Here is a 19,028-nt window from a genome sequence, read left to right on the forward strand (position 1 = left end):
TACTTATAATAAATTAAAGATGCGTGTTTTAATCTTCTCGCTTGCAGCATCATCTCGACATATAATTAAACAAGTATCGTCACCACAAATTGTACCTAATACATCTTCCCAATCGATTTGGTCTAATATTGCACCAATAGATTGCGCATTACCTGGTAGTGTTTTTAATACTAATAAATTACCGGTTCCATCAATATTTACAAATGAGTCAATTAAATAACGACCCAATTTTTCTAAAGGATGATATTTTCTATCATTTGGTAAACTATAAACATATTGTCCCGCTGGCGTGGGAACTTTTATAAGTTGTAGTTCTTTAATGTCTCTAGAAACGGTCGCTTGGGTAACATTTAATTCATATTCATTTAATCGCTTTACTAATTCATCTTGTGTTTCAATTTTTTCATTTGAAATTATTTCTCTTATTTTTATATGTCTTACCGATTTTTTAGCCATATATAGCACCTCTATAAACGAATATTTATACATTGATTTTACCACAAGCCATAGCATTCGACTACTAAAGACGGTTTGTAATTTTACTTACTTAAATGGATATTCCGTTGTAATTATAGTCTTGACAATACTTTTTCAGTGATTCTAAATATGAAGCATTTCAATCATGACTTATATCATATTATGCGTATGCTGAATATTTATTGAATAGTACAAAACTAAATAAAACAAGGAAATAAAAAAACGGAGACCGTTATTTTTCGTTGTGATGAATATAATTCGGAGTCAGCGACATTACGATAATCACATTATTGATTATTACTATAAATTAAAAAGCAGCCTCATGAGAAAACTCATAAGACTGCCATGGTAGCTTGTATGAATCGCTTGTTAAAAACAATTCATTATTTAGTTACCAATAATAAGCAATATGACTATCAAATGTCCCCACATTAAAATAATCATAATTACAAATATAGATTAACACCTTATTTAAAAATATTAAATCATAAGGTTTATTTAGTATACTTAATTTACTATATAACCAGTTGACTAATCGTAGGAAAGAGTCTGAAACATCCATTTTTGTCCCAGACTCTTAAATAAATACATTTGATTTTATGATTCACGATTATTAAAAAGTTCTATAATATAAACTAAATTGTCAGTATTATATTGTTTTGGTAATTGATTTAAACATTTGTAAGCTTTGTCTGTATGATGTTTCAATTTGTCTTCAGCCCCTTGTTGGCCTAAAAGTGAAACATAGGTACTTTTATCATTTTCAATATCACTACCGACAGCTTTACCAAGTTTTGCTTCATCACCATAAATATCTAATAAATCATCTTTGATTTGGAACATTAATCCCAAATGTTCACTATATGATTCTAAAGCATTGGAAACTTCATTTTCTGGTTCAGCAATATCGACTGCTGCCATGACTGCAAATTTTAATAGTGCACCTGTTTTTGCATTATGAATTTTCTCTAAAGTGTCTAGATCAATATTTGTTTCTGCACCTTCGCTTTGCATATCAAGCGTTTGACCACCTACCATACCCAGATGGCCACTAGCAAAGGATAAACGTTTAATTAATTTAACTTTAGCAACATCATTAAGTGAATCATCGTTTACAATCATATCAAATGCTTTAGTTAGTAATGCATCACCTGCTAGTATTGCTTTCCACTCTCCAAATACTTTATGGTTTGTTAATTTACCTCTACGATAATCATCATTATCCATTGGTGGTAAATCATCATGTATTAATGAATATGTGTGTATCATTTCTAGTGCAAGTGCTGATGAAAATCCTTTTTTATACTGATCTGTTAACATTTCTAAAGTTAACAGTAATAATACAGGTCTTATGCGTTTACCACCTGCTTCTAGTGAATAACGCATACTTTCTTCTAGATTAGTATTTAGTTTTGAATTTGGAATTGTTTCAGATAACAATTGATTAACTTCTTCAGTTAAATGTTCCATTTTTTTATTCATCATCACTATCTACCTTCTCAGTATCGTCATTATTGTCAGTATTTTCATCAGACATCAATTCATTTACTTTTTTCTCAGCATCTTTTAATGTTTCATCACAAGTAGCCGATAATTTCATACCACGTTGATATAGGTTTAAAGATTCTTCTAAAGAAACATTTTCATTGTCTAATTTTTGAACGATTGTTTCTAGTTCTTTCATCATTTCTTCAAAACTTTGTGTATTACTATTACTCATCATTACACCTTACTTTCTTTACTTGTGCATCAACAAAGCCATCTTTCATTGTTAACACAATATTATCATTTTCAGCCAAGTCTTTCGTACTGGTAATAACTTTATCATCCTTATTTACGATTGTATAACCACGCAACATAGTATTAGTAGGACTTAAATTATTAAGATTTTCTAGTTTTCTAGCAAGATTGTTTTTTTGATTATCAAGTAAATTATGCATGACTTTACTTAATTCAACACGTTTTTGATTATTTGTTAATTGGTCTCTTTTAATACGTTGTTTAAACGTTTTTAAATTGAAATTGTTAAAGAGTAACTGTAATTGTTGTTGCTGATTTTTAATTTTCAAATTCAAAGACAACTTAAGTTGTTTCTCAAGATCATCACGTTTTTGTATTTGTTGATCATAAAGTAGTGAAGGCGTTTGGAATTTATAATAAGATGCAACATGTTCCAAATGTTTTCGTTTTTGCTGCATATATTGTTTGATAAATCGAGTCAATGATAAATTAGCTTGCTGTAAATATTGACGTAATTCATATTGGTCCGGCGTAGCCAATACTGCTGCTTGAGTTGGTGTTGCTGCTCTTACATCTGCCACAAAATCACTTAATGTAAAATCAGTTTCATGTCCTACTGCGGAAATAATCGGTGTTTGACAATTATAGATGGCTTTAACGACATCTTCTTCATTGAAATTCCATAAATCCTCGATAGAGCCTCCGCCACGACCGATAATAATTGTATCAACATTCAAAGCATCAGCTTGATTAATTTTTTCAATAATGTCGCTTTTAGCTTGTTCTCCTTGAACAAGTGTATTGATCTGAACTTGTTCTGCTAACGGATACCTACTATTAATAGTCGTATGAATATCTCGTATTGCAGCGCCAGTTCCGGCTGTTAGCACAGCTATTTTTTGGGGGAATTTAGGTATCACTTTCTTATGATTTTGATCAAAAAAGCCTTCTTTAGTTAATTTCTTTTTTAACTGCTCTAATTTTTGATAAAGATTACCTATTCCATCCATATGCATTTTATTAACATATATTTGATAATTACCACGACGTTCATAGACAGAAACACGTGCTTCTAATAGCACTTCGTCCCCTTCTTTAGGTTCAAAATCAATTTTTGATGCATTTCCTTTAAACATCATTGCACTGATGACACTGTTTTTATCTTTTACATTAAAATACAGATGTCCACTACTATGCTTTTTAAAATTAGATAATTCGCCTTTAATCAATACGGATTGTAAATGAGGATCTTGATCAAATTTATATTTAATATATTTAGTTAACGAAGTTACACTTAAATATTCTGACATGTTATATCACTCTTCTATTCAATATTGCTCAATACACCGTTTATAAATTTGTAATGATCATCATCACTGAATTGTTTTGCTAATTCAACAGCTTCATTGATAATTACTTTTTGTGGTGTTGAACTATGTAACATTTCAAATGTAGACATTCTTAAGATAATTCGATCAGATTTTAACAATCGTGCTAAAGTCCAGTCCTTTAAATGAGGTTGGATTTTTTCATCTAGCACAACTTCGTGATCTTTAACACCAGTTACTAACCAACTGATGAATTCGAATTCTAAATCTGGATTATCATCTTTAATAAAACTGATTGCTTCTTCAATTGTTAAATCGCTATTTTTCATTTCAAGTTGAAATAGAGTTTGAAAGGCTTGCGTTCTGGATTCTTTTCGACTCATTATAAACTCCTTCAAGCATAGTATTATAGTAAACCATTAACGAAAAGAGATGCTTAAAATAGAAGCAATCGCTTTTCGCAAAATGAATTTAAAGTAAATTTGCTTTTATAATTTTAATTTATTGGTTCTATATGTGTAATATGAATATTGATTTGACTAGGTTCAATTGTTGTCATCGTCGTTAACGAATTATAAATAGCTTGTTGAATTTTTTTAGCAGTTTCCGATATATTGATACCATACGCTAATGAACAATATACATCGATATAGATGCCTTCATCATTTGTATCTACTTTAACACCGCGACTAAGCTGTTTTTTGCTAATGTTTTCAATGCTGCCTTTTTTTAATTCTTTAAAATGCCCTTGTATACCTTTTACTTCTGAAGTGGCAATACTAGCTATGACTGTTAATACCTCGGGTGCTATTTCTATTTTACCTAATTGGGAATGTGAGGTTTCTGAAACTTTGACCATGTCAATTACCTCCTATTTAGATTGATCATCCATAATATTATGTGTTTCTAAAAACTTCGTATTAAATACGCCGCTTCTAAAAATATCATTATTTAGTAAACGAATATGGAATGGGATTGTTGTATCAATGCCAAGAACAAGATACTCACCTAGTGCGCGTAAACCTGTCATAATTGCTTCTTCTCGTGTTGGTTCATGAACAATGAGTTTCGCTACCATAGAATCATAATAAGGTGGAATCGTATAATTAGTATAACAAGCTGATTCAATTCTCACACCAAAACCGCCTGGAGCTAAATATTGAGTGATTTGACCTGGAGAAGGCATGAAATTTTTATATGGATTTTCAGCATTGATTCTGAATTCCATTGCATGTCCCTCGATTTTAATATCTTTTTGTTTGAAAGGAAGTTTTTCACCCATTGCAACCTTCAATTGTAGTTTAACTAAGTCTACACCCGTAACCATCTCTGTAACTGGATGTTCAACTTGAATTCGCGTGTTCATTTCCATAAAATAAAAGTCATTCGTATCTAAGTCATAAATGAATTCTATCGTCCCAGCATTTTCATAATTTACGGCTTTTGCTGCTCTGACTGCTGCATTTCCCATTTCTTGGCGTTTTTCTTCGGTAAGTATCGGTGAAGGAGCTTCCTCAACTAATTTTTGCATTCTTCGTTGAATTGTACAGTCACGCTCACCTAAATGTACAACATTACCAAAGCTATCACCCATAATTTGTATTTCAATATGACGGAAATTTTCAATGAATTTTTCTAGATATAAGCCATTATTGCCAAATGCGGTTTCTGCTTCTTGTTGTGTCATTTTAAAACCAGTTTCAAGTTCTTTTTCGTCACGTGCCACTCTAATCCCTTTACCACCGCCACCAGCAGTTGCTTTAATGATTACTGGATAGCCAATTTCAGTAGCGATTTTTTTAGCTTCATTGATATCTTGAACTAACCCCTCGCTACCAGGAACTACAGGTACTTCTGCACGTTTCATTTCTTCTTTAGCTACATCTTTAATCCCCATTTTTTGAATTGATTCATAGCTAGGTCCAATAAATTTTAACTGGCATGCTTCACATAATTCTGCGAAATCTCCATTTTCTGCTAAAAACCCGTACCCTGGATGAACACCGTCGCATCCAGTAGAAGTTGCTATTGATAAAATGTTTGGGATGTTTAAGTAAGAATCTTTAGATTGAGTTGGGCCAACGCAATATGCTTCATCAGCAATTTGAGTATGTAGTGCGTCTTTATCTCCTTCAGAGTATATTGCCACTGTTTGCAATCCAAGTTCATGACATGCACGAATGATTCTTACTGCAATTTCTCCTCTATTTGCTATTAAAATTTTATTCATTATTTCACCTTAAATAACGGTTGGCCATACTCTACCATTTGACCGTCTTCTACTAAAATTTCTGCAATTTCCCCAGTTACTTCGGCTTGAATTTCATTAAATAATTTCATCGCTTCTAATATACAGACAGTTGATTCGTTTGTAACAGAATCACCAACTTGTACGTAAGCACTTTCTTCTGGTGATGGCGATTTATAAAATGTACCTACCATTGGCGCATTAATAGTTTGTAGGTTATCGTCAGTTGTACTTGCATCGCTAGTAGTTTCTTCTGTACTACCTGTAGCTACTGGATTTGATGCTACACCTTGTTGCGGCGCTAATTGTTGCATCGGTTGTTGTGAAATTTGTGGTGTAATGATTTCAGTTTCTTTTTCTTTTTTTAAATTAACAACATTGCCCTTGTCTTCTATATTAATTTCAGTCAAACTTGATTGATCAAGAATTTCAATTAATTCTTTAATTTCTTTAAAATTCATAAATACTGACTCCTTCAGATTGTTTTCATTTACCTAGTTTATTTTACTTTAGAGATATGCTCAATTCAAGCATATACATACTTTCTATATTAAACTGATTCACTTTTGTAGTGTTCCATATAACTATACCTTATTTCAAAAGTAAACTATTAGTGCAATTTTAAATAATATTATTTGATTCTATCTATTTTAACATAATAAAAACCTTTCCAAAGTATAGCGCATTGGAAAGGTTTTTTTAAATGTAATTTCGATAAGTAAATACAAAATTAAACTATTATGCTCTTGAGATGTAACTACCGTCACCAGTATTAATCACAAGTACATCGCCTTCATTTACAAATAAAGGTACATTTAACGTATACCCTGTTTCTACTGTTGCTGATTTAGTTGCACCATTTGCAGTATCACCTTTGATACCAGGTTCTGTTTCAGTTACAGTAAGTTCAACTGTTTTAGGTAATTCAACACCTAATGTTTCATTTTCATAAGACTGAATTTGAACTTCCATATTAGCTTTTAAGAAGTTAAGTTCATATTCTAAATAGTCAGCTGGTAATTCTGTTTGTTCAAACGTTTGATTATCCATGAAAACATGTGTATCACCATCTGCATATAAATACTGCATACGACGGTTTTCAATTAAAGCAGTTTCTACTTTCTCTCCGCCTCTAAATGTTTTCTCCTGGATTGCACCCGTTCTTAGATTACGTAACTTAGAACGTACAAAAGCAGAACCTTTGCCTGGTTTTACGTGTTGGAAATCTAATACTTTCCAAATACCATTATCTACTGATATTGTTAAGCCTGTTTTAAAATCATTAACCGAAATCATTCAGTTTCCTCCTCGATTATAAGGTCTTCTATAAAATAATAAGGTTTTTAGAGCATTTAGTAAAGCGTTCACAGCCATTTTCTTTAATTAAAATGTCATCTTCTATACGAACGCCACCTAGACCATCTATATAAATGCCAGGTTCAATTGTAACACAATTATTGACGTCTAATTCAGTTTCAGATTTTCTAGAAAGATTGGGACCTTCGTGAACATCTAACCCTATACCGTGACCTAACGAATGTCCAAAGGCATCTCCATACCCTTTTTCCGTAATGTAATCTCTTGCTACTGCATCTAGAGCTTTACCTGTAATGCCTTTTTTAGCTGCTTCTATTCCTTTTAAGTTCGCTTCTAAAACAATATTGTAGATTTCTTTAAGTTGTGGGTCTGGCTCACCGATTGCAAATGTTCGTGTAATGTCTGAACTATAGCCCTTGTAATAAGCACCAAAATCTAAGGTGATCATTTCACCATGATTAATTACTTTATCGCTAGCTACACCATGTGGTAAAGCTCCTCTTACGCCTGAAGCGACTATGGTATCAAACGATGTCCCTTCTGCGCCTAATTCTAACATTTTACTTTCTAACTTTGCTTTTAGTTGCTGTTCCGTCATACCAGCTTTTGCAACAGTTAATATATACTCAAATGTTTCATCAACAATGTCTGAAGCTTTTTGTATTAGCTGAATTTCTGCTTCATTTTTTACTTCACGAATTTTTTCAATTACACCACTAATACTAATTAAACTAATGTAGGCTATACTCAATTGTAAGTAAGTATCATAACTAACTAGATTACCTTCAAATCCGACATTTTGCACACTTAAGTTTTCAAGTTGTTGCTTTATTTCATCAATTAAGGAACCTTGTTGTTTGATGATTTTAAAATCTGGTGCTTGCGCAGTGGCTTGCTCTATGTATCTAAAGTCAGTAATTAATAAATTTTGTTCTTTCGTTATTATTAATGCACCACTTGTACCTGTGAAACCGGATAAATATCTTCTGTTAAAATCTGATAATATGACTGCTGCTTCTAAATGTTTTGTTTCTAAGGCAGAATTTAATTTTTCAATTCTAGTCATCTTTCTTCCTCCTATTTAATAAATTTGTACATTTTCCATTTATACATTAAAATGATAGCATAATTATTATATAAATTTATAGTTTTTGAATTAGGAGCGTATTATGAAGAAAAAAATTGTAGCTATTTTAGGTGCTTCATGTTTGTTAGTTGGTTGTGGTAGTCAAAATTTAGGGCCACTAGAAGTAAAGACCACGCAACTTCGCGATGAAAATCATAAGTTGAAAAGTAACATTCAGGATTTAAAACAACAAATTAGTAAAGAAAAAAGTAACATCACAGCTTTGGAAAAAGATAAAAAAAACATAGCTACAGCTAAAAATAACAATAAGAAAGTTACAAACTTAAAAGCATCTTCTACATATTATCAAGACATTGCTAAATCTATTAAACAGTACGATGTAATTGAAAGTGATGTCACGAAAAATAAAGGTGATAAAAAAATTCAAGAAAAACTTACCGATATCACTAATAAAATTGATACAGCCTTTACTACGTACAAAAACGATATAAATAAAGAAAAAATGAGTAGTGATGACAAGGAAAAAAATAAAGACATTACTAAACTCAATAAAAAATTAAGTGATGCAATGAGTGATATTAGAGAAGGTTACAATGGCAAAGATAAGAAAAAAATTCAAAAGGGACAAAATGCTTTATCAACTATAAGTATCAATAATAGTCAAAGTTAGAATCACATAGGAGTGTTTTAAGTGAAACAAGCGATATTTTATATTGTCATCGCCGTGGCAGTAGTTGGATTAATTCTTAATTTAGATGCATTTATTTTTAGTTTTGTAAGAATGGCAATTAGCTTAGCGGTATTTGCTGGAATTATTTACGCAATTTATTATTTCTTCTTTTTGACAGAAGATCAACGTAAATATAAGCGTGCGCAACGTAAATATAAAAGACAAAATAGAAAGAAAAAATAAGTGCTATTTTAAAAGCGCAACGACATTGAATGTCGTTGCGCTTTTTAATACTTTTTCATTTATTTTCTATAATTCCATTCATCCGATTTATACTTTTCAATTAAGGTATTTATTTCTTCTTTTTGGTTTTGATTAAGCTCTAGTGGTTTGAAATTGATGTCTAAGCCTTTTTTAAATCCAATTTCAAAAGCTTCTTCCATTTCTTCTAGTGTAATATATCGATCTGAAATATCATTAATGGCGACTGCTTTGTCTACAAAGGCTTGTTTCATTTTATCTTTTAAACGCTCATTTTTGAATATAAACATGTCAAATAGATCGTCAATGTCCACATCTTGCAATAACGAACCGTGTTGTAAAATAACACCTTTTTGTCTAACTTGGGCGCTACCTGCTATTTTTCTACCTTCTACTACTAATTCATACCAGCTCGGAGCATCGAAACATACAGCACTTCTTGGTTGTTTGAGTTTAGCTCTTTCTTCTTTCGAGCGAGGAATGGCAAATGAAGCATCAAAACCTAAATGCTTAAACCCTTCTAACAATCCCTCAGAAATTACTCTATAAGCCTCTGTAACCGTCGAGGGCATGTCTGGATGTGATTCTGGAACAATGACACTATAAGTTAATTCTTTGTCATGTAGCACACCTCTACCGCCTGTTTGACGTCTGACAAGTCCATATCCTTTTTCTTCAACTTTATCGATATCAATTTCTTTTGTAAGCCTTTGAAAGTAACCAATAGATAATGTTGCAGGATCCCAAGTATAAAATCTAATGACAGGATCTATTTCCCCTCTGGAAACAAAATTCAGTAAGGCTTCATCCATCGCCATATTAAAATAAGGATCTTTACTCCCAGTATTGATAAAATTCCATGTTTCTGTCACATTCAAAACTCCAATCGCTAAATTAAATTGTGATAACATATATTTTGTGTTATCGTTTTCAATAATTGTATAAGTTTGTCAGTCTTTCTTATTAATCAAAAGCAAAAATATTTTGATAAATTGGGCTAACAGTCTTATAATATATAATATCGGTTAATTAGGGAGGATGCAAGATGAGTAATTTTTGGTTTATAGCGTTAGCAGTTTTAATAATTATTATCGCTTACATGCTAATCAATTATCTTCTTAATAAAAGAGCAGTCACAGAATTAAACCAAAATGAATTCCATAATGGTTTGCGTAAAGCTCAAGTTATTGATGTAAGAGAAAAAGTAGATTATGATTACGGCCACATCAATGGTGCGCGTAACATACCAATTACTATGTTTAAACAAAGATATCAAGGTTTGAGAACAGATCAACCTATTTATCTGTGCGATGCTAATGGCATTGCCAGTTATCGTGCCGCTAGAACTTTAAAGAAAAATGGGTATAAAGATGTTTATATGCTTAAAGGCGGATACAAAAAATGGACTGGTAAAATCAAATCTAAAAAGTAGTTTAAATATTTCACTTAATAATAAGCGAGTCACTATATTTCATGTATAGTTACTCGTTTTTTATTAAAATAGACAAAAATAAATCCGGATAATTAATTATCCGGATTTATTTAATATAATACTTATTCTTTTTCAGAACGAAGATTTTCAAATTTTAAAACAGGTTGTCTAGCTGCTTTAGTTTCATCTAATCTATCTATGATTGTTGTATGTGGTGCTTCTAAGACTTTATCTGGATCTTCTTTTGCTTCATTTGCAATTTCAATCATTTTATCACAGAAATAATCAAGGGTTTCTTTAGATTCTGTTTCAGTTGGTTCAATCATCATACCTTCCTCAACATTAAGTGGGAAGTAAATTGTTGGTGGATGAACACCGAAATCAAGTAATCGTTTAGCCATATCTAACGTTCTGACACCGTGTTCTTTTTGTTTTGAACCACTTAATACAAATTCATGTTTACAATATTGTGGATAAGGGATTTCGAAATGATCCTTCAATCGAGCTTTAATATAATTTGCATTTAATACAGCTGCCTCAGAAACTTCTTCAAGTCCTTTATTCCCCATCGTACGAATATAAGTATAAGCTCTTAGATAGATACCAAAATTACCGTAAAAAGGTTTTACACGTCCTATAGAATTTTCGATATCATTATCATATTTATATACATCGTCTTCTTTGACTACCATTGGTTTTGGTAAGAAACTAGCTAATTCTTTTTTCACACCGACTGGTCCAGAACCTGGTCCACCGCCACCATGAGGTCCAGTAAATGTTTTGTGCAAGTTAAGATGTACCGCATCAAACCCCATGTCTCCTGGCCTTACTTTGTCCATAATGGCATTTAAATTCGCACCATCATAATATAATAATCCGCCAGCTTCATGAACAATATTTCTTATATCCATAATATTTTTTTCAAATATACCTAATGTATTAGGATTTGTAAGCATAATTGCTGCAGTGTTTTCATTTACAACTCTTTTTAAGTCGTCAATATCAACTTCACCGCGTTCGTTCGATTTAACTGTAACCGCTTTGAAACCAGCAAATGCTGCAGAAGCTGGGTTAGTACCATGTGCGGAGTCAGGTACAATAACTTCATCACGATGTCCTTCACCATTTTTTTGATGGAATGCCTTGAATATCATCAATGCAGTCCATTCACCATGTGCACCGGCAGCTGGTTGCAACGTTACTTCATCCATACCGGTTATTTCTTTAAGTTCTTCCTGTAAACTATGAATTATTTCTAAAGAACCTTGAACTTGTGATTCATCTTGCAGTGGATGTGACTCGGCGAATCCTGGTATTCTTGCTATTTTTTCATTGATTTTTGGATTGTATTTCATTGTACATGAACCTAAAGGATAAAATCCTGAATCAACACCAAAGTTTTTATTAGAAAGCTCAGTATAATGACGTACTAAATCTAATTCAGCGACTTCAGGTAGTTCTGCTTTATTTTTTCTTATAAATTTGTCGTCTAATAATTTTTCTACTGCACCGTTATCTATTTCTTTTTTGGGTAACGAATATGCATAACGACCTTTTTTAGAACGTTCAAATATTAATGGACTAGATTTACTTACTACCATTTAATTCACCTGCTTTCTTAACAAATGTATCTATCTCATCTTTAGTTCTTAATTCTGTTACTGCTACTAACATTTGATTTTCATAATCCTTTGAGACTTCACTTAAATCAAAACCGCTAATAATATCTTGTTGTAGTAATGCATCATTAATATCTTTTACAGGTTTATTAAACTTCACGACAAATTCATTAAATGATGTGCCATTTGAAACTTCTAAACCAGCTTCTTTAAATTGTGCTTTTGCATAATTAGCATTTTCAAAGTTTTGTACTGAAATGTCATAAATACCTTGTTTACCTAATGCGGACATGCAAATTGAAGAAGCTAATGCATTTAATGCTTGGTTTGAACAAATGTTTGAAGTGGCTTTATCTCGACGAATATGTTGTTCACGTGCTTGTAGCGTTAAAACGAAACCACGATTTCCATCTCCATCTTCAGTCTGTCCAACCAAACGTCCCGGTATTTTTCTCATTAATTTTTTCGTTGTTGCAAAGAAACCACAATGCGGACCACCAAATTGCGCTGGTATACCAAATGGTTGTGTGTCTCCTACAACAATATCCGCTCCAAAACTACCTGGCGGTGTCAATAAACCTAAAGCAAGTGGATTGGCATAAACAATAAACAGTGCCTTTTTGTCTTCAATAAATGAATGTATTTTTTCTAAATCCTCAATAGATCCATAAAAGTTTGGATACTGCACAGCAACTGCCGCTGTATCATCGTCAATTGCATTTTCTAATTTTTCTAAATCTGTAATTGTACCATCAAGGTCTACTTCTACAACTTCAAATTCTTCTCGAGTTTTAACGTAAGTTTTTAATACTTGCAAAGCTTGATAATGTAGTCCTTTTGAAACAACTATTTTATTTTTACGCGTTTGATTAAATGCTAAAATACATGCTTCTGCGAAACTTGTAATACCATCATACATAGATGAGTTTGCAATATCCATATCTGTTAATTCGCAAATTAATGTTTGGAATTCAAAGATAGCTTGTAATTCACCTTGCGAAATTTCTGGTTGGTATGGAGTATAAGCAGTATAAAATTCAGAACGAGAAATCATTGCATCTACAACTGCTGGTGCGTAATGATCATAAACACCTGCGCCTAAAAATGAACTATGCGTTTCTTTAGTTACATTTTTGCTTGCAATTCTGCTTAAGCGTTTTGTCAATGTCGTTTCAGCTTCACCATCTGGTATGGCCAACTCTCTATTTAATAAAATATCTTTTGGAACATCTCCAAATAATTCACTTATAGAGCTTGCTCCGATTGTATCCAACATTTCTTTTTTATCTTGTTCAGTTAATGGAATATAACGATGACTCACAGTAACACCCCTTTGATTTATTTACTAATCTGATTTTTTTTAACAATTTTAGCTTTAACTTGTCTTTTTCTAACCTGTACAACAACTTCTTTTCCCATTTCAAAAGCATCTCGATTGATTAGGGCTAGTCCAATTGATTTACCAGTTAAAGGTGATTGCGTACCTGAAGTAATTTCTCCAATTTGATTACCGTCTAAATCATATACTTCATACCCTGTTCTTGGAATACCTTTGTCGATCATTTCTAATCCTACTGTTCTTCGTTTAGAACCATTCTCTTTTTGATCTTTTAGTACTGATTTACCAATAAAATCGGCTTCTATTAATGGTTTTGCAGCAAATGCTATACCCGCTTCATATGGTGTGATTGTTTCGCTTAAATCTTGACCGTGTAATGGCAGTCCAGCTTCTAATCTTAATGTGTCTCTAGCACCTAAACCGCATGGTGTCACATCATTTTTTAGAATTTCATCCCACAAATATGGTGCATCGTCTGCATTACAGTATATTTCAAATCCATCTTCACCTGTGTATCCAGACTGTGACAGTATTACATTTTTACCAAAGAATTCAACGTTTTGTTCAAATTCAAATGGTTTCATTTCAGATACATCAATATTTACATATTGTTGGACTAAATCACGTGCTTTTGGCCCTTGTATAGCTAGTTGACCATATTCAGTTGATACATTAATAACTTCAGCATCAAATGCTTTAGCTTTTTCGTACATCCACTCAAAATCTTTTTCAGTATTTCCAGCATTAACAACTAAAAGATAAACATTTTCTTCTAATTTATAAGTAATTAAATCATCAATGATGCCACCTTGTTCATTACATAAAGCTGTATACTGCGCTTTATGCGTTGTTACATTGTCAGTATCATTTGAAAGCAAATACTGTACTAAATTAGAAGCATCTGAACCTTTTATGATAATTTCTCCCATATGACTTACGTCAAATAAACCCATTTCAGTTCTAACTGCATTATGTTCTTCTTTAATACTAGAAAATTGGACTGGCATAGCCCATCCACCAAATTCTACGATTTTAGCCCCACTATCTACAAAAGTTTGATATAGTGGTGTTTTTTTAAGTTCATTGGACATGAAGAAACCTCCTAAAGATTATATAATAAAAAAACAGGGTAGCCTAAACTACCCTGTTGTAATATTTCAGGAATGCGTTACAGTATTATCCTTTTGCCTGAGAGTTTCGTAAAAACTTGCACCTTCGGCGATGGACTAAAGTTAAGTTATATTAAGTATAACTACCATTCTCTCTAATACTGATCATTCGCAAACAATCGCTTCCATGATATCATTTTGTAAATCTGAAAGAGATTGACTACTATTTACTTTTATGAATGCGATTTCATTATATCTTGAAACCCTAGATGAATACAAGCTTTTTAATTCAAATAACGATTTATTATTTGCATTTGGTCTATTGCTGTCATTTTTAATTCTTTTGTAAAGAATTTCTATATCACAATCTAACCAGATTACTTTTGGCTGTTCTTTTAATATTCGGAATGATTCATCGCCTTCTATTATACCACCGCCGGTTGAAATGATATCATAACGTTGAACACATTCTTGTAGATATTCATTTTCTAATTTTCTAAATCCTTGCTCACCAATGGCTTCGAAAATTTCAGGGATAGATTTATTTTCCTGTATTGCTATATGTTCATCTAAGTCAATATAGGAGAGTTGATTATTACTTGCTAGAAATTGACCCAAAGTTGTCTTACCTGTTCCCATAAATCCAATAAGTATGAGTGGTTCTATTTTATTATTCAAAACTAACTTCCTTTTTTATGTATGTGTTTATTTGATCTTTATAATACGATTCAATATTATCTAAGATTTTTAATTGTAATCCAATTTGAAATGTATAAATCGTAATTAAAGATAAATATAGCATAAATATGACTAGCATAAAAGGATACATATAAGCAGGATGATTAGAAAACAATTTTCTTTTCATAATAAATACCTTTCTCAAAAATTTTAAAATTAATTACTACAGATTTATCATTAACAATTTTGAACTTTGCACTAACAACATTATGTAATGTAGTAATGTTTCCTTTTCCATCTAACGTTTTAATTAATTTGTTATTTTTAAATTCATAAATGATGTTTCTCTGTTTATTTCTAATTACAATATGGTGTTCATCGGATTGATTTTTAAGAACATAAGCATTTTCTTTAATTAAATCTTGTGTCAAATCTCTTGAGAAAAATGCCAAGTCTACTTCTTGAGCATTCATAATTTGCTCATTGATGGTGCCTGTCGTTCTAATTAATGCGGGTAATATTGAAAAAATGAGTATAGTTATAAAAAGTGCAAACAAGACTTCTATATATGTAAAAGCTCTAAATTTATTTGAAGAAACATTTTTCATATGCTTCTCCCTTTTTGAAAACACAAATTTTGTCGTTACTCATTTTAACGCTATAATCTTCAATCATAATTCCACTTTTCAATTCCTGTCTTTTATAGTGGTAAAGTGAATTAAGTAATATTCTAGTTAGATCTATTTCATGGCTTTTGTGTTGAATATCCAACTTTAATTGCAATATCATAGGTATAAATAAGATACAAATCAGTGTGATAATTGAAAAAGATAAAAGACTATCCATCAATAACGAGGCATTAACATTAAATTTTCTCATATCTAATACGTCCTTTTTCAATATGAAATATGATTTTATAAAGATTTTTATTCGTTTTTAGGTAGACACTTCCAAATTTGTTTGTTTCTCCAATTTTATTAAATGTTATAAATTTCAAATTTGTTCTTGGATGTATAAAGCTATTTAAAGGGAGTATTATTGCTTTGGCGCTTTTATTAGAGGGGAATTGTTCATTAATAATAATTTTATTAGAGTAATCATTAAAGACCAGTGTAATTGATTGGTTATCTTTAATCGCTTTAGATTTAATATAGTTGAATTGCATAATTAAATTATTAATTTTACGTTGTTCTATTTTGTTATTATTAGTATCGAAAGCACTGATATTAAATAGTTGGAAATATAAGAGTAAACTAATAATACAGACCACAAAAAGCATTTCTATATAAGTAAATGCGCTTTTAATTTGCAACAGCTTCACCATTGTTAATAGTGATGGCTGCACCAGATTTACATGACTTTTGATTTTCTTTAATGTATCCTTCTGTAACTAAGTCTTCTATAGACGATGGCTTTTTATTAAACTTTAAAGCATACGCTTCAATTTGGCTATCAATCATTTTAAGTTGTGCCTCACATCCAGTATTTTGCAAATGAGACGATTGTTTAGCTATATTGGGTATAATTAATATTAATAATAAGCTAATTATTAATAATACAAGTAACATTTCTATTAATGTAAAAGCATTTCTATTAATTTTTAGTTTTTTCATAATTGATTTAACTTCCTCTATTCGTAATTATTTAATTGTTTGCATTAAATCAAACATAGGCAACATAATAACTAGATATAATGACACTATTAATATAGCAATTAAAGAGAAAACAATAGGTTGTATGAACTTTATGATTAAATGAATCAACTGTTCTATTTGAGACAGTATCATTTCACTATATAGTTTCATTTCTATCTCTAGCCTCCCTTTTTTCTCACCTTCTTCAACAAAAATAATCAAATTTTTTTCAAAACACTGTAAATGCTTTAATACTTCACTTAAATTTAATCCTTGTTGTATCCCTTTTGAAATTTCATTTGCTAAAAATATTAAATATTCATCTTGCTGTTTAGCGTATATTTCAACAATCTTTTGTAAAGTTATACCATTTTTATAAAATAAAGATAATTCAGAAGCTAAGCAAAATGTTTTATAATACTTGAAAAATTTCGAAATAATGGGTATTGATAAGAGGATTTTATGCTTTATTTCTATAGATGACTTTCTATATATGATGAAAATACCTAAAATGATTAGTATAAAAATTATTGAACTATATAGGAAATACGATGGGAGGTTTGTGATGAATAAAGATAGATAGAGTTGTAATGGGGAAATACTTACATCCATACTACTATATAAATTTTGAAACTCGGGGATGATTGTATGGTTTAAAATAATTAACATTATCAAAAAAACGATAAGTAACAACGCGGGGTATTGTATTGTTTTTAAAAAGCGTTGCTTCGATTTATAGTTTTTTACTAAATATTCATAAGCGTGTGGCAAAGTAATAGTTAAATCTCCAAATATTTCTGCAAAATTGATTAACGTTACGATGGATTTAGGATAATTTAGTAACCTTAATATTTTTGCGCAGCCAGCACCATTATTTAATTCTGTTTCAATTTGCAACTTTAATTGGCGATTTTTAATGTTTGTATATTGAATTAAAAAAAGACATGCTTCACTTAGCGTATAACCGCGGTCTAACAAATCTTTTAATTTTATCAATAACGTTATTTTGTTTTTTTCTGATAAATTGAAAATATTTTTAAATTTAAATATAGCGCTCCATAGTTTCCTCACAAATAACACCTGCTTTGGCTAATTGAGTTAATTGAGTAGACAAATTAGAAAATGAACTAGGTAATGTATAGTCATTGTCTATTAAATGATTTATTTGTGCTTTAGTAAGTTGTTCATATACAAGTTTTCTTTGATTATTATAAGTCGTAATTAGTCTTTGGTTTAAAACGGTTAATAAAGCTTGTTTCATTTCTTGCATCGTTAGTCCCATTTCTTTAAGCCTTAATAATGGGCCTTTACAGTTATTAGCGTGAATTGTTGTTAATACTAAATGACCACTTAGACTCGCATGCATTACTTGTTTAGCTATTATGGCATCTCTAATTTCACCAATCAAAATAATGTCAGGATCACATCTTAAAATCGCTTTAAAAGTATTTGCATAATTGATACCTGCTTTTTCATTAATCGATACTTGTGTAATTCCAGATACTAGCTGCTCCACTGGATCTTCAACTGTTATGATATTTAAATCTAACTGCTCTTTTGCATGCATGACCATTTGATACATTAAAGTGCTTTTTCCGGAACCAGTGGGTCCACTTAATAATATAAGCCCCTGTTTTTTATTCATTAATTTATATAATGTACCTAAATTACTTGTATCACTTCCTTTTTGAAAATACTGTGGAACAATTCTGATAACACAACTTTCTATTCCCAGAGATAAAGGTAGCGTGGATATTCTTAAAAAGTAAATTTGCTTGAATTTGTAAGTATATCTACCACTTTGAGCAACATTATGTTTAGACACATCTAAACCAGCTTGATATTTCATATAGGTTAATAATTTCAAATAAATATGTTGCTGTATGGATTCAATTGGTGCAAGCGTATCTTGAACTCTGAATTTAATATATATTTTGTCATTTGAAGGAATAAAGTGCACATCAGTGGCCTTTGTACTAATCGCTTTTTTAAGTATATTATTAAATAAAAGTTTCAAAAAATCCACCTCCTACTTATATACACGTAAGAGATGGATAAATTACTTCTAATCTACTTATAAAGTTTGCGT

The 19,028-nt window shown here is 31.0% G+C and carries 23 protein-coding genes, 1 pseudogene and 1 riboswitch; of the genes and pseudogenes, 4 read left to right on the forward strand and 20 right to left on the reverse strand.

All coding sequences use genetic code 11. From position 1 onward, the window contains the following. Positions 1-3: 3 nt before the first annotated feature. Positions 4-456 (reverse strand): transcriptional regulator AhrC/ArgR, encoded by a 453-nt coding sequence (gene ahrC / locus L987_RS07460; protein ID WP_011303040.1) that lies wholly within the window; start codon positions 454-456, stop codon positions 4-6. Between the two features lie 225 nt (positions 457-681). On the opposite strand from ahrC, the pseudogene L987_RS13505 reads away from it, so the two are divergent. After that, positions 682-912: pseudogene (locus tag L987_RS13505) on the forward strand (IS110 family transposase); the annotation flags it as partial. 162 nt (positions 913-1,074) lie between these two features. Here L987_RS13505 and L987_RS07465 read toward each other — a convergent pair. The 9 genes from L987_RS07465 to L987_RS07505 all read right to left on the reverse strand — a co-directional run bounded on the left by L987_RS07465 (position 1,075) and on the right by L987_RS07505 (position 8,176). Further along, positions 1,075-1,962, reverse strand: a complete 888-nt coding sequence (locus L987_RS07465) for a polyprenyl synthetase family protein (RefSeq protein ID WP_011303039.1) — start codon at positions 1,960-1,962, stop codon at positions 1,075-1,077. Beyond that, positions 1,952-2,197: an exodeoxyribonuclease VII small subunit gene (locus tag L987_RS07470; RefSeq protein WP_002483207.1), complete on the reverse strand. Its 246-nt coding sequence runs from the start codon at positions 2,195-2,197 to the stop codon at positions 1,952-1,954. The genes L987_RS07465 and L987_RS07470 overlap by 11 nt, the downstream gene beginning before the upstream one ends. Beyond that, positions 2,190-3,527, reverse strand: coding sequence for an exodeoxyribonuclease VII large subunit (gene xseA / locus L987_RS07475; protein ID WP_047503891.1), 1,338 nt, complete (start codon positions 3,525-3,527; stop codon positions 2,190-2,192). Before xseA ends, L987_RS07470 begins: the two co-directional genes overlap by 8 nt. A 14-nt stretch (positions 3,528-3,541) precedes the next feature. Next, positions 3,542-3,928: a transcription antitermination factor NusB gene (gene nusB / locus L987_RS07480; RefSeq protein WP_011303036.1), complete on the reverse strand. Its 387-nt coding sequence runs from the start codon at positions 3,926-3,928 to the stop codon at positions 3,542-3,544. Positions 3,929-4,041: 113 nt separating this feature from the next. After that, positions 4,042-4,404 (reverse strand): Asp23/Gls24 family envelope stress response protein, encoded by a 363-nt coding sequence (locus L987_RS07485; RefSeq protein ID WP_002483204.1) that lies wholly within the window; start codon positions 4,402-4,404, stop codon positions 4,042-4,044. 12 nt (positions 4,405-4,416) lie between these two features. Next, positions 4,417-5,775 carry an acetyl-CoA carboxylase biotin carboxylase subunit gene (accC, locus tag L987_RS07490; protein WP_002483203.1) on the reverse strand — a complete coding sequence of 453 codons (1,359 nt, stop codon included), beginning with the start codon at positions 5,773-5,775 and terminating at the stop codon, positions 4,417-4,419. Beyond that, the gene (gene accB, locus L987_RS07495; protein ID WP_002483202.1) at positions 5,775-6,254 is read right to left on the reverse strand and encodes an acetyl-CoA carboxylase biotin carboxyl carrier protein; all 480 of its coding nucleotides are present in this window, start codon (positions 6,252-6,254) and stop codon (positions 5,775-5,777) included. The genes accC and accB overlap by 1 nt, the downstream gene beginning before the upstream one ends. Before the next feature lie 277 nt (positions 6,255-6,531). Continuing rightward, positions 6,532-7,089 (reverse strand): elongation factor P, encoded by a 558-nt coding sequence (gene efp, locus L987_RS07500; protein ID WP_002483201.1) that lies wholly within the window; start codon positions 7,087-7,089, stop codon positions 6,532-6,534. A 28-nt stretch (positions 7,090-7,117) separates the two neighbouring features. Then, positions 7,118-8,176, reverse strand: a complete 1,059-nt coding sequence (locus tag L987_RS07505; RefSeq protein ID WP_047503896.1) for a M24 family metallopeptidase — start codon at positions 8,174-8,176, stop codon at positions 7,118-7,120. 103 nt (positions 8,177-8,279) lie between these two features. Between L987_RS07505 and L987_RS07510 the strand changes: the two genes are divergently transcribed. Further along, the gene (locus L987_RS07510; protein ID WP_011303033.1) at positions 8,280-8,867 is read left to right on the forward strand and encodes a hypothetical protein; all 588 of its coding nucleotides are present in this window, start codon (positions 8,280-8,282) and stop codon (positions 8,865-8,867) included. A 21-nt stretch (positions 8,868-8,888) separates the two neighbouring features. Next, positions 8,889-9,110, forward strand: coding sequence for an SA1362 family protein (locus L987_RS07515; protein WP_011303032.1), 222 nt, complete (start codon positions 8,889-8,891; stop codon positions 9,108-9,110). A gap of 59 nt (positions 9,111-9,169) precedes the next feature. Here the strand turns inward: L987_RS07515 and L987_RS07520 are convergent, their stop codons facing one another. Beyond that, a complete protein-coding gene (locus L987_RS07520) occupies positions 9,170-10,000 on the reverse strand; it encodes a lipoate--protein ligase family protein (protein WP_011303031.1) in 831 nt (276 codons plus the stop codon). 173 nt (positions 10,001-10,173) lie between these two features. Here L987_RS07520 and L987_RS07525 point away from each other — a divergent pair, with 173 nt between their 5' ends. Continuing rightward, positions 10,174-10,560: a rhodanese-like domain-containing protein gene (locus L987_RS07525; RefSeq protein WP_011303030.1), complete on the forward strand. Its 387-nt coding sequence runs from the start codon at positions 10,174-10,176 to the stop codon at positions 10,558-10,560. 122 nt (positions 10,561-10,682) lie between these two features. Here L987_RS07525 and gcvPB read toward each other — a convergent pair whose 3' ends face one another. From gcvPB to comGA, 9 genes are all read right to left on the reverse strand, one after another. Beyond that, positions 10,683-12,161: an aminomethyl-transferring glycine dehydrogenase subunit GcvPB gene (gene gcvPB, locus L987_RS07530; RefSeq protein WP_011303029.1), complete on the reverse strand. Its 1,479-nt coding sequence runs from the start codon at positions 12,159-12,161 to the stop codon at positions 10,683-10,685. Continuing rightward, entirely contained in the window at positions 12,148-13,500 is a 1,353-nt protein-coding gene (gene gcvPA, locus L987_RS07535; RefSeq protein ID WP_047503899.1) for an aminomethyl-transferring glycine dehydrogenase subunit GcvPA, read from the reverse strand. Before gcvPA ends, gcvPB begins: the two co-directional genes overlap by 14 nt. 17 nt (positions 13,501-13,517) lie before the next feature. Further along, positions 13,518-14,609: a glycine cleavage system aminomethyltransferase GcvT gene (gene gcvT, locus L987_RS07540; protein ID WP_011303027.1), complete on the reverse strand. Its 1,092-nt coding sequence runs from the start codon at positions 14,607-14,609 to the stop codon at positions 13,518-13,520. Between the two features lie 75 nt (positions 14,610-14,684). Then, positions 14,685-14,796, reverse strand: a riboswitch (glycine riboswitch). After that, the gene (locus L987_RS07545; RefSeq protein ID WP_002483192.1) at positions 14,793-15,266 is read right to left on the reverse strand and encodes a shikimate kinase; all 474 of its coding nucleotides are present in this window, start codon (positions 15,264-15,266) and stop codon (positions 14,793-14,795) included. (Overlaps the previous riboswitch by 4 nt.) Before the next feature lie 203 nt (positions 15,267-15,469). Further along, positions 15,470-15,913, reverse strand: coding sequence for a competence type IV pilus minor pilin ComGF (gene comGF, locus L987_RS07555; protein WP_011303025.1), 444 nt, complete (start codon positions 15,911-15,913; stop codon positions 15,470-15,472). A gap of 257 nt (positions 15,914-16,170) precedes the next feature. After that, the gene (gene comGD, locus L987_RS07565) at positions 16,171-16,626 is read right to left on the reverse strand and encodes a competence type IV pilus minor pilin ComGD (protein ID WP_225791589.1); all 456 of its coding nucleotides are present in this window, start codon (positions 16,624-16,626) and stop codon (positions 16,171-16,173) included. Continuing rightward, the gene (comGC, locus tag L987_RS07570) at positions 16,607-16,918 is read right to left on the reverse strand and encodes a competence type IV pilus major pilin ComGC (RefSeq protein WP_011303023.1); all 312 of its coding nucleotides are present in this window, start codon (positions 16,916-16,918) and stop codon (positions 16,607-16,609) included. The genes comGD and comGC overlap by 20 nt, the downstream gene beginning before the upstream one ends. A 27-nt stretch (positions 16,919-16,945) precedes the next feature. Beyond that, the gene (gene comGB, locus L987_RS07575) at positions 16,946-18,010 is read right to left on the reverse strand and encodes a competence type IV pilus assembly protein ComGB (protein ID WP_011303022.1); all 1,065 of its coding nucleotides are present in this window, start codon (positions 18,008-18,010) and stop codon (positions 16,946-16,948) included. Continuing rightward, positions 17,982-18,956: a competence type IV pilus ATPase ComGA gene (gene comGA / locus L987_RS07580; RefSeq protein WP_047503902.1), complete on the reverse strand. Its 975-nt coding sequence runs from the start codon at positions 18,954-18,956 to the stop codon at positions 17,982-17,984. The genes comGB and comGA overlap by 29 nt, the downstream gene beginning before the upstream one ends. Positions 18,957-19,028 lie beyond the last annotated feature (72 nt).

Source organism: Staphylococcus sp. ZWU0021 (genome assembly GCF_000798895.1).
Taxonomy (GTDB): domain Bacteria; phylum Bacillota; class Bacilli; order Staphylococcales; family Staphylococcaceae; genus Staphylococcus; species Staphylococcus saprophyticus.

Bases quoted from the DNA above. Each gene is read 5' to 3' on its own strand.
- ahrC (WP_011303040.1), bottom strand. From the start codon at position 456: ATGGCTAAAAAATCGGTAAGACATATAAAAATAAGAGAAATAATTTCA.
- L987_RS07465 (WP_011303039.1), bottom strand. From the start codon at position 1,962: ATGATGAATAAAAAAATGGAACATTTAACTGAAGAAGTTAATCAATTG.
- L987_RS07470 (WP_002483207.1), bottom strand. From the start codon at position 2,197: ATGAGTAATAGTAATACACAAAGTTTTGAAGAAATGATGAAAGAACTA.
- xseA (WP_047503891.1), bottom strand. From the start codon at position 3,527: ATGTCAGAATATTTAAGTGTAACTTCGTTAACTAAATATATTAAATAT.
- nusB (WP_011303036.1), bottom strand. From the start codon at position 3,928: ATGAGTCGAAAAGAATCCAGAACGCAAGCCTTTCAAACTCTATTTCAA.
- L987_RS07485 (WP_002483204.1), bottom strand. From the start codon at position 4,404: ATGGTCAAAGTTTCAGAAACCTCACATTCCCAATTAGGTAAAATAGAA.
- accC (WP_002483203.1), bottom strand. From the start codon at position 5,775: ATGAATAAAATTTTAATAGCAAATAGAGGAGAAATTGCAGTAAGAATC.
- accB (WP_002483202.1), bottom strand. From the start codon at position 6,254: ATGAATTTTAAAGAAATTAAAGAATTAATTGAAATTCTTGATCAATCA.
- efp (WP_002483201.1), bottom strand. From the start codon at position 7,089: ATGATTTCGGTTAATGATTTTAAAACAGGCTTAACAATATCAGTAGAT.
- L987_RS07505 (WP_047503896.1), bottom strand. From the start codon at position 8,176: ATGACTAGAATTGAAAAATTAAATTCTGCCTTAGAAACAAAACATTTA.
- L987_RS07510 (WP_011303033.1), top strand. From the start codon at position 8,280: ATGAAGAAAAAAATTGTAGCTATTTTAGGTGCTTCATGTTTGTTAGTT.
- L987_RS07525 (WP_011303030.1), top strand. From the start codon at position 10,174: ATGAGTAATTTTTGGTTTATAGCGTTAGCAGTTTTAATAATTATTATC.
- gcvPB (WP_011303029.1), bottom strand. From the start codon at position 12,161: ATGGTAGTAAGTAAATCTAGTCCATTAATATTTGAACGTTCTAAAAAA.
- gcvT (WP_011303027.1), bottom strand. From the start codon at position 14,609: ATGTCCAATGAACTTAAAAAAACACCACTATATCAAACTTTTGTAGAT.
- L987_RS07545 (WP_002483192.1), bottom strand. From the start codon at position 15,266: ATGGGAACAGGTAAGACAACTTTGGGTCAATTTCTAGCAAGTAATAAT.
- comGF (WP_011303025.1), bottom strand. From the start codon at position 15,913: ATGAAAAATGTTTCTTCAAATAAATTTAGAGCTTTTACATATATAGAA.
- comGC (WP_011303023.1), bottom strand. From the start codon at position 16,918: ATGAAAAAACTAAAAATTAATAGAAATGCTTTTACATTAATAGAAATG.